This window comes from Bifidobacteriaceae bacterium (genome assembly GCA_031281585.1).
Lineage (GTDB): Bacteria > Actinomycetota > Actinomycetes > Actinomycetales > WQXJ01 > JAIRTF01.
The window spans coordinates 18880-28423 of sequence record JAITFE010000072.1; the positions used below are offsets into that span (position 1 = coordinate 18880).

General features: G+C 68.5%; 11 protein-coding genes. 4 read left to right on the top strand and 7 right to left on the bottom strand.

The window, feature by feature from the left end; all coding sequences use genetic code 11:
* Positions 1–6: 6 nt before the first annotated feature.
* Together glnA and LBC97_08645 are read right to left on the bottom strand one after the other, a co-directional pair.
* On the bottom strand, positions 7–1431 hold the full coding sequence (gene glnA, locus LBC97_08640) for a type I glutamate--ammonia ligase (GenBank protein ID MDR2566107.1): 1425 nt from the start codon (positions 1429–1431) through the stop codon (positions 7–9).
* Positions 1432–1552: 121 nt separating this feature from the next.
* Complete coding sequence (locus tag LBC97_08645; protein MDR2566108.1) at positions 1553–2332, bottom strand: DUF4191 domain-containing protein; 780 nt, start codon at positions 2330–2332, stop codon at positions 1553–1555.
* A gap of 64 nt (positions 2333–2396) precedes the next feature.
* Between LBC97_08645 and LBC97_08650 the strand changes: the two genes are divergently transcribed.
* Positions 2397–3365, top strand: coding sequence for an acetylxylan esterase (locus tag LBC97_08650; protein ID MDR2566109.1), 969 nt, complete (start codon positions 2397–2399; stop codon positions 3363–3365).
* Here the strand turns inward: LBC97_08650 and LBC97_08655 are convergent.
* Together LBC97_08655 and lpdA are read right to left on the bottom strand one after the other, a co-directional pair.
* Complete coding sequence (locus LBC97_08655) at positions 3355–4776, bottom strand: 2-oxo acid dehydrogenase subunit E2 (GenBank protein MDR2566110.1); 1422 nt, start codon at positions 4774–4776, stop codon at positions 3355–3357. The genes LBC97_08650 and LBC97_08655 overlap by 11 nt on opposite strands.
* 25 nt (positions 4777–4801) lie before the next feature.
* Positions 4802–6181 carry a dihydrolipoyl dehydrogenase gene (lpdA, locus tag LBC97_08660; GenBank protein ID MDR2566111.1) on the bottom strand — a complete coding sequence of 460 codons (1380 nt, stop codon included), beginning with the start codon at positions 6179–6181 and terminating at the stop codon, positions 4802–4804.
* A gap of 145 nt (positions 6182–6326) precedes the next feature.
* On the opposite strand from lpdA, the gene LBC97_08665 reads away from it, so the two are divergent.
* Positions 6327–6695 (top strand): oxidoreductase, encoded by a 369-nt coding sequence (locus tag LBC97_08665; protein ID MDR2566112.1) that lies wholly within the window; start codon positions 6327–6329, stop codon positions 6693–6695.
* 50 nt (positions 6696–6745) lie between these two features.
* Here LBC97_08665 and LBC97_08670 read toward each other — a convergent pair whose 3' ends face one another.
* Positions 6746–7729: a hypothetical protein gene (locus LBC97_08670; GenBank protein MDR2566113.1), complete on the bottom strand. Its 984-nt coding sequence runs from the start codon at positions 7727–7729 to the stop codon at positions 6746–6748.
* A gap of 159 nt (positions 7730–7888) precedes the next feature.
* Between LBC97_08670 and LBC97_08675 the strand changes: the two genes are divergently transcribed.
* Together LBC97_08675 and LBC97_08680 are read left to right on the top strand one after the other, a co-directional pair.
* Positions 7889–8134, top strand: a complete 246-nt coding sequence (locus LBC97_08675) for a translation repressor RelB (GenBank protein MDR2566114.1) — start codon at positions 7889–7891, stop codon at positions 8132–8134.
* Positions 8121–8462, top strand: a complete 342-nt coding sequence (locus LBC97_08680; GenBank protein MDR2566115.1) for a type II toxin-antitoxin system PemK/MazF family toxin — start codon at positions 8121–8123, stop codon at positions 8460–8462. Before LBC97_08675 ends, LBC97_08680 begins: the two co-directional genes overlap by 14 nt.
* Positions 8463–8820: 358 nt before the next feature.
* Here the strand turns inward: LBC97_08680 and LBC97_08685 are convergent, their stop codons facing one another.
* A complete protein-coding gene (locus tag LBC97_08685; GenBank protein MDR2566116.1) occupies positions 8821–9240 on the bottom strand; it encodes an LPXTG cell wall anchor domain-containing protein in 420 nt (139 codons plus the stop codon).
* A partial coding sequence (locus LBC97_08690) for a hypothetical protein (GenBank protein MDR2566117.1) occupies positions 9222–9544 on the bottom strand: 323 nt, incomplete at its 5' end. The genes LBC97_08690 and LBC97_08685, both read right to left, overlap by 19 nt.

Sequence of the window (9544 nt, forward strand, 5' to 3'; positions counted from 1 at the left end):
GCCCGTCTAGATGTCGTAGTAGAGCTCGAACTCGTGCGGGTGCGGGCGCAGACGCAGCGGGTCGACCTCGCGGGTGCGCTTGTAGTCGACCCAAGTCGAGATCAAGTCGGGGGTGAACACGTCGCCCTCGGTCAAGAAGTCGTGGTCCGCCTCAAGCGCGTCCAGCACCTCCGGCAGCGAACCCGGCACCTGCTGGATCTGGGCGTGTTCGGCGGGCGGGAGCTCGTAGAGGTCCTTGTCCACCGGCTCCGGCGGCTCGATCCGGTTCTTGATGCCGTCCAGGCCGGCCATGAGCTGGGCCGAGAAGGCCAGGTACGGGTTGGAGGACGGATCCGGGACCCGGAACTCGATCCGCTTCGCTTTGGGACTGGAGCCGGTAACCGGGATGCGGATGCAGGCGGAGCGGTTGCGCTGCGAGTAGACCAGGTTGACCGGCGCCTCGAAGCCGGGCACCAACCGGTGGTAGGAGTTGACCGTCGGGTTGGTGAACGCCAGCACCGCCGGGGCGTGGGCCAGCAGGCCGCCAATGTACCAGCGGGCCAGGTCGGACAGGCCGCCGTAGCCGCGCTCGTCGAAGAACAGCGGCTCGCCGTTCAACCACAGCGACTGATGGCAGTGCATGCCGGAGCCGTTGTCGCCAAAGATGGGCTTGGGCATGAAGGTGACGGTCTTGCCGGCCTGCCAGGCGGTGTTCCGGATGACGTACTTGAACTTCATCAAATCGTCGCCCGCGTGCAGCAAGGTGGAGAACCGGTAGTTGATCTCCTGCTGGCCGGCGGTGCCGACCTCGTGGTGGGCGCGTTCCATTTCCAGGCCGGACTGGGCCAGCAGGTGGGTCATCTGGTCGCGCAAGTCCGCCATCTGGTCGGACGGCGAGACGGGGAAGTAGCCGCCCTTGATCCTGGTCTTGTAGGCCAGGTTCCCGCCTTCCTCCTTGCGGCCCGTGTTCCACCAGGCCTCGTTGGAGTCGATGAAGTAGAAGGATTCGTGCTCGTTGGTCTCATAGCGCACGGAGTCGAAGATGTAGAACTCCGCCTCCGGGGCGAAGAACGCCGTGTCCGCGATCCCCGTCGAGCTCAGGTAGGCCTCGGCCTTGGCGGCCACATTGCGCGGGTCGCGCGAATACTGTTCGCCGGTGAACGGGTCGACAATCGAGAAATTGACGACCAGGGTCTTGCGGGTCCGGAACGGGTCGACGAACGCGGTCTTCACGTCCGGGATGAGCTTCATGTCGGATTCGTGGATGGCCTGGAAGCCGCGGATCGAAGACCCGTCGAACATCAGGCCGTCCGCGAAGGCGTCCTCGGTGAAGGCGGAAGCGGGGATGGTGAAGTGTTGCATGATGCCCGGAAGGTCGCAGAACCGGACGTCGACAAACTCAACACCCTCGGAGCGAACGAAGGCCAATGCCTCCTCAGCGCTGTTGAACATGGATGTAGCCACTCCTTAGAGAGTCGGTGATCGCTGAAACACCGACACCCTAGAAGGGCTGAGTGACCCGCCCATGAAGCCCTTGTTACGGGTCGGTTTCCGGAGCACGGGCTCCGACGGGTCACTTGCCGCGCAAGGCGCGGCGGTCGGGGCGGGCCTTGAACGGGTCGATCCCCTTGGGCACGGGCAGCTTCATGCCGCCGATCGACTGCAGGCGGCGGTTGACCTCCGCCAGTTGGGCCTTGTTCAAAGCCGGACGCAGGCGCTTGAGCTTGCGCACCAGCTTTGGCAGCGGCACCTCGCCCTCGCCGCGGCCCACAAACAACTCGTGGATGGTGACGCCGGGCGCGACCCGCGCGACGCGCTGCCGTTCCTTCTTCATCAAACCTTTGACCCGGCCGGTGGGGCCTTCGCCGATCAGCACAACGCCGGGCCGCCCGACCGCCCGGAAGACCATGTCCATGGAACGCGGGTCGGCCGCCACCGGCTCTTGCTCAATTGTCCAGCCGCGCCGGATGGTGCCGAGCGCCGATGCCGTGGCGCCGGGTTGGTTTTCGATCTGCGCGTAGGCGACCGCTTCCGCCCGGCGCGCCAGCAGCATTGTGCAGGCCAGCAAGGCGACGGGCGCCGCCAGAAACGCCATGTAGCCGATCCGGCCCTTCCACACGAACGCCCCGAACAGGACTGCGACGCCCTCTATCCCGACCACGAGCGCCAGGAGCCAGAGCCAGATCAGCGGCTGGTGCTTGGCCACCATCTGGTAAACCTGGGCGATCTGCTTGTACCAGCGGGCCTTCTTGTCCTTGCCGGCCTTGGCCGCCGCTTTCGCGGCCTTCTTGGCGGCTCGGCCGGTCAACGCCGGGCCGGCCCACGGATCATCGGATGGGGATCTAGTTGCCACGACAGACCATCTTAACGGGCCGCCCGGACTTGACCGCGCCGAGCGCTCCCGAGATGATCGGCTGATGCTGCGCGATCTGCCTTTGGAAGAACTGCGGTCATACACGGGCCGCGTGACGTTGCCGGAAGACTTCGAGGAGTTCTGGCGCGAAACCCTGGCTGCCTCCCGCTCCCGGTCCTGGCGGCCCCGGACGCTGCCCGTGGCCACGCCGTTGACCACATTGGACGTGTACGATCTGACCTTCGCCGGGTTCGAGGGCGAACCAATCAAGGGCTGGCTGCGCGTCCCGCGCGGCCACGCGGGGCGGCTTCCGGCAGTTGTCACCTACGCCGGCTATGGCGGCGGGCGGGGGTTGCCGACGGAGAGCCTGGCCTGGGCCAGCGCCGGGTTCGCCCACGTCCAGATGGACACGCGGGGCCAGGGCTCGAGTTGGGGCGTGGGGGACACCCCGGACAGCGGCGGGTCGGGGCCGTCCGTGCCGGGCCAGTGCACTCGGGGGATCGAGGATCGGTCCACCTACTACTACCGGCGGCTTTTCACGGACGCGGTCCTGGCCGTGGAGGCGGCCAGGCAGTTGCCGCAGGTGGACCCGGACCGGATCGCCGTGCAAGGGGGCAGCCAGGGCGGCGCCATGGCGCTGGCGGCGGCGGCGCTGGCCGCCGGTGTGCGGGCGGCCTGGGTGAGCGTGCCGTTCCTCGCGGACGTGCGCCGAGGCGTCGAAGCCACCGACGCGCGGCCCTATTCGGAGTTCGCCGAATACCTCGCCTGCCACCGGGACCGGGTGGCGGCGGTGTTCGGGGTGCTCGCCTACTTCGACGGCGTCAACTTCGCACGCCTGAGCCGCGTCCCGGTCCGGCTGACGGCCGCTCTGATGGACCAGATTGTGCCGCCCTCGACCGTGTTCGCGGCCTACAACAACTACGCCGGGCCGAAAGAACTCCTGGTCTGGGAGTTCAACGGCCACGAGGCCGGCGGCCCGTTCGAAGAGGCCCAGGCGCTGCGGTTCTTCGCCGGGGAACTGGTCAGAGACTGAGCTCCGCTTCGAAGCTGCCGGTTTCCAGGCGGTTCTTGATCGCGGCCAGGAACTTGGCGGCGTCCGAGGGCGTGATCAGGCGCGAGTCGTAGGACAGGGCCAGGTAGCTGGTTGAGCGCACCGCGATGCCCTCGCCGACCACAACTGGCCGACGCGTGACCGCGCCCACCGACAGCACCGCCACCTGGGGCGCATCAATGATCGGGAAGTCGAGCATCAAGTCGGGACCGGCCGGAGCCGTCAAAGTGAAGGTCCCGGCGGCCAGGTCTGACGGCAGCAGAGCGCTGCCGGCCGCGCGGGCTTTGACCGCGGCGATCGCACGGGCGAAGCCGACCAGCCCCAGGGCGCCGGCGTCCGCGATCACGGGCACCAGCGGACCCGACGGCGTGAAGACCGTCACGCCCAGGTTCTCTTGGGCGTAGTAGGTGACGTCGCCGTCCACAATGGCCGCGTTGAAAACCGGATTGGCCTTCAGCGCCTCGACCGTGGCCCGCGCGAAGAACGGGTCCGGGGAGAGCTCAATGCCCTCGCGCTCTAGGAAGCGCCGGTTGCCGCGCGCGATCAGCCGCATCACCTCGGTGACGTCCACCTCGGCGACGGAAGTCAGCTGGGTCGGCTGGTAGACCTCGTGCAGTTGGCGTTCGATCGCGCGGAGCCGGGGCAGCCGGTCCTGGTCTGCGGGCAGCGTGGGCGTGGCGGGCACCTCGGGCGCCGGCCGCACGGCCGCGAGCACGTCCTCGCGGCGGATCCGTCCGCCCACGCCGCTGCCTTGGACCGTCGACAGGTCCACGCCGACCTCGTTCGCCAGTTTGCGCACCAGCGGGGTGATGTAGGCGGCGGTGGTGTCCGATGCCGCCCGCACAGCCCCAGCCGGGGGCGCCGCCACCGGGGTGGCGATGGGCGGGGGAGGCGCGATCGCCGGGGCCGCGTGGGCCGGCGTGTGGGCCGGCCGGGCGATCGGCGCGAACGCGGACGAGGTTTCCGGATGGGTGGCCTCGGCCGGGCGCGGTGCCGGCCCGGGGACCGGCTCCGGAGCGGGCTCCGGCGCGGGCTCCGGCGCGGGTTGGGGCGTTGGGAGAGGCTCCGGAGCTGGGACGGGCTGTGGCGCCGGGACGGGCTGAACGGCATCGGGCGCGGGGGAGGGCGTGGCGGGCTCGCTGGAAGGCGCCTCGCCGGGTTCGCCCAACGTCGCCAAAATGGCGCCCACCTCCACGGTCTCATCCTCCGGCACCAAAATCTCCAGGAGGACCCCGGCGAAGGGGGAGGGGATCTCGGTGTCGACTTTGTCGGTCGAGATTTCGACGAGGGGCTCGTCGACGGCGACTGGGTCGCCGACCTGCTTGAGCCACCGGGTGACTGTGCCTTCGGTCACCGATTCGCCGAGGGCCGGCATTGGTACTGGCTGGGACATCATTGCTCCGGTTCTGTTGTCGAGGTTAGGCGTGGGCGTGGAGGGGCTTGCCGGCCAGGGCGAGGAACGCCTCGCCGATGGCCTCGTCTTGCGTGGGGTGGGCGTGGATCAATTCGGCCACATCTTCAGGGTAGGCCTCCCAATTGACGATCAACTGGGCTTCTCCGACCAATTCGCCGATCCGGGTGCCGACCATGTGGACCCCCAGCACCGGGCCGCCCGCCAAGCGCACCAACTTGACGAAGCCCTGGGTGCCCAGCACCTGGCTCTTGCCGTTGCCGGCCAGGTTGTATTCGACGGTCTCAATGGCGTCTTCGCCGTGCTCCGACTTGGCGGCGGCCTCCGTGACGCCCACCGAGGCGATCTCCGGGTCGCAGTAGGTGACCCTGGGGATGCCGGATTCGACCAGCGGGGCCGGGCTAAGGCCGGCGATCCGTTCCGCCGCCGCGATGCCTTGGGCGAAGCCGCGGTGCGCCAGTTGAAGGCCGGGCACAATGTCGCCCACCGCCCACACGCCTTGGACGTTGGTGCGCAACTGCGGGTCGGTCGGGACGAAGCCGCGGTCCATTGCCAAGCCGATGCGCTCGAAGCCGACCCCGGCCGTGTTCGGGCCGCGGCCCACCGCGACCAGCAGCACGTCGCCTGTCAGCGTGTCGCCGTTTTCCATGCGGACCGTCACCTGGCTGTCGTCTTGCGACACGTCCGCCACCTTGACGCCCAGCTTGAAGCCGATCCCGCGCCGCCTGAAGGAGCGTTCGATCAGCTTCGAGACGGTCAGGTCCTCATTCGGGGCCAGATGGTCCAGGGCTTCCACGATCACCGGCTTGGCGCCAAAGGACGCCCACAGCGAGGCGAACTCCAGGCCGATCACGCCGCCGCCCAGGACTATGGGGTTTTGGGGGACCCAATCCAGCGCGAGGGCTTGATCCGAGGTCATGACCCGCCCCTCGACGGCCAGTCCTGGAAGAGACCTCGCGTAGGAGCCCGTGCCCAGGACCAAGTGCCTGCCTTGGATGGTTTCGCCGCCGACCTGCACCTGGGTGGGGGACACGACCTCGCCGCGGCCCTGGATCAAGTGGACGCCGCGGCCGGACACCAGACCTTGCAAACCCTTGTAGAGCCGGTCGATCACGCCCTGTTTGAAGGCGTTGACGCCGTTCATGTCGATCCCGGTGAGCTGCGATTGGACGCCGTACTTGGCGGATTCGCGGACCTGGTCGGCGATCTCCGCGGAGTGGAGCATGGCCTTAGTCGGGATGCAGCCCCGGTGCAGGCACGTCCCGCCGACTTTGTCGGACTCGATCAAGGCGACGTTCAAGCCCAGTTGGGCGGCGCGCAAGGCGGTGGCGTAGCCGCCGCTTCCCGCTCCGAGTATGACCACGTCGTACACGGCTGATTCGGCCACTGTGATGGCACCTTTCTTGGTTTGTCGGTCTGGCCACTCCCCGCCCGTTAGGGCCGAAGTCCCACACCAATTTTGACACGGTTTCGCCGGTACGCAGGTCATGGATGCGGGCGTGCGACGGTTGCCGTGAGCTAGGCTCTCCGGTGTGAGTTGGCGCCCATTCGGCAAACGCAAGCGCTCCGGCGGCCCAGACGGCTCCGCTTCGGCTTCCACGGCCAGCGACGCGAGACGCGAGACGCTGGATCATCTAAGGGCTTTTGTGTCCTCGCGCGTCGGGGTGGAGGCGTACATCGAGCCGCCGAACCCGCAGATTCAGACCACGTTGCTGCTGGTCGCCACCACGGGGGAGTGGACCAGGCGCAAAGTGCCGGACGCGGCCACGGCCCGCTCGGTCGCGATCTCCCTTGGCATCCCGGTCTACGACGTGAACTTCACCGGCTACCCGCAGCGGATGCGGGACTGGAACGCGGCCCAGCGGGCCGCCCAGCGCGAGGCGCGCAAACCCGACCAGTAAACCGCGAGTCTCCGTAGCCGCTGGCGTTGGCGCAACGACGGAGGGCCGAGCTAAGTGGCGTTCGGGGCGGGGATGGACTGCTGCAACTGGGTAAACCGGTCCGACAGCACCCGTTCAAGTTCGCGGAGGCGCTCCAGCGTGGCAGGGTCCGGTTCGGGTCCGCCGCCCGGCTTGGTCCCATCCCAGCCGGGCACGTCGAAGCCGATGGACGGCGGGTCCACTCTGTGCTCGTCCCACACGCGCTGCCATTCACCCTCTGGCGGGTTGCCGCCCAGCGCCTCTAGGGCCTCGCGCAGCGCTTCTTCCGCCTCCACGTCGTAATTCGGGCAGCGGTCGAGCAGCGCCTTCAATTCGGCGGTCGTGATTTCGGCCGGGAGGACGGCGGTGGGATAGATGTCGTCACCGGCTGCGGGCGCCGGCGGGTCCTTGACGCCCGGGTAACCGTTGTCGCGGGCGCACTGCGCCCACTTGACCGTCGCCGCGGCGAGGCGCTGCTCGGACTTCAGATTCTCAGCCGGATCGGCTTTGTAGGTCGATGGCGTGTAGCCGCTTTGGTCCAGACAATCGACGAAGGCCTGGGTGTGGTCGGTCGCCCCGACCACGAGGAAGCGCGCTTCCGGGTCTGGGCTGCCCAAAGCGTCCAACTCTTCCCGGCTGGCCCCCGACAGCATGGCGGCCCAGTAGGGGTCGTAACGCTTGAGCACTTCGGCCGCCGCGGCCTCCGCAGCCTCCTGAGCCGAGGCGGATCGATAGTCGCCGCCCCAGTATCCGCCGGAGTTGTCGGCACCACCCAGCGAAAAGACCGTCACTTCGTTAGTCGCGTCGAAGTACACGTCCTTTTGGCCGTCCTGCGTCGTCACAAGCCTGAACGGCACGCTGGCCGCCGTGAGGCAATCGGCGAACCGGTCGGCGGCGGCGGCCTGCTTCGCCTCATCCGGCCCGGCGGGAGTCGGCTCCGGTTCGGCCGAATCGCACGCGGTCAGCGTCAAAACGGCAGCGACCGCCAATCCGGCGACTCGGCAGATCCTGTTCACAACGCCCTCCTCGAACCACCCTCCGGCGCGGGCCGCCGGCCAAGGCCCGCCCTTGACGTACCCCCCAGACTACGCGGCCCCAAACGGGCCTGGTCGCTCCCGAGTAGTATCCGCTAGGATTTGGTAGTAACAAGTAGCAAGGGGTAGCGGAGAGGGCTAATGGAGACCGTTCAGCTAGCAACCAGGATTGAGAAGTCCCAGGACCAGGCGTTTCGGCAGACGACTCGCGAACTAGGCACCACTCCAGCAGACGCCATCAGGGTGTTCGTGGCGGCGTTCAACCGCCGCCGCGGGTTCCCATTCGATGTGCGTCTGGGAGCGGAAGTGGAGCCTTTCGCGACGGAGGAGGGGGCGCTCGACTTCGTGGACCGCCAGGCAATGGAGCTGCTCCGTGAGACGCGGTGAGGTCTGGACGGTGCGGGATCCCGCCTACGCGGGCAAGGCGCGGCCCGCCGTCGCCGTGCAGTCCGACGTCGTCTCGGCGACGTTCGAGTCAGCCATCATGGTGGCGCTGACCACCTTCGATTCAGCCGCCGCGCGAAACAGGGTCAGACTGGATTCCACCCCCGCGAACGGGCTGAAAGAAGCCAGTTACGTGATGACCGAGAAGCCGTTCACCGTCAGGGCCGAGCGGCTCGGCATGCGTGTGGGCGTGCTCGATGAAGGCGACTTGTTGCGAGTTTCGAGGTCGCTGGCCTCTGTGCTGGGGATCACGGTCGAAGACCTGGCCTGACTGTGCTGGCACAAGATGAAGCGCCTGAAGGGTGGTTGAACGGCCTGGGAGCGCGGGTCGACCTCCGGCCGCCGGGACGGCTAGTGGCCCCGCGGTGCTGGTCGGTTTGCGGGGGCCGGACAAGACTGTAGCTTCTGAGGGCGTTTCGGGAGCGCGTCGAGGGGGCGGGATGGCTCGCGATCGCGCTTGAGGCCGAAGTCGGGCCCGGTGTGGGCGAGCGCTCGCTGCGGCTCTCCGGGCTGGCCGGGCGGTTCTTGATCGGCGGGGGCCCGGCCTACGCTCCCGAGCGAGGCCGTCTGGCGTCGGCCTCGCTCGGGATGGCGGGTTTCGCCCAATGGGGAACCCCGCCGTCAGCGCCTTATTGTTGGGCGTACCGGCGACGGCGCGCGAGCATCGCTCCGCCTACCATGAGCGCTATGGCCATGCCGAGCGCCGGCCAGCCCGTCTGCGGGCCGGTCACGGGGAGAGACTCTTCGGCCGGGTCAGCCTTGGCTGCGGCGGCCACCTGGATGTCGCCCCATCCGATCAGCGTGCCGTCCATGGCTTGGACGACAATTCGATGCTGGCCGGGGGTTGAGCCGGCCGGGATGGTGACAACCGCTTGGCCGTCCGCGTTCAGGGTGACGGTGGCGAGCAGGGTCGGATTCGAGTGCAGCCAGATCCGCACCTGCTCGCCCGGGTGGCCCAGGACCACTACGGTGACTTGCGCGCCGGCTGTCGCGGCCGCGGGCACCTGCACCCCGCCGCGCGCTTCCTGTGTCAGTTCGCTGTCAGGCACTGGCAGAAGCCGATCTGCGGGCTCGTTCGAAGGCTCGTCGCCGGGCTGATCCCCAGGCTCGTCGCCGGGCTGATCCCCAGGTTGATCGCCGGGCTGGTCCCCAGGTTCGTCGCCGGGCTGGTCCCCAGGTTGATCGCCGGGCTGGTCCCCAGGTTCGTCGCCGGGCTGGTCCCCAGGTTCGTCGCCGGGCTGGTCCCCAGGTTGATCGCCGGGCTGGTCCCCAGGTTGATCGCCGGGCTGGTCCCCAGGTTGATCGCCGGGCTGGTCCCCAGGTTGATCGCCGGGCTGGTCCCCAGGTTGATCG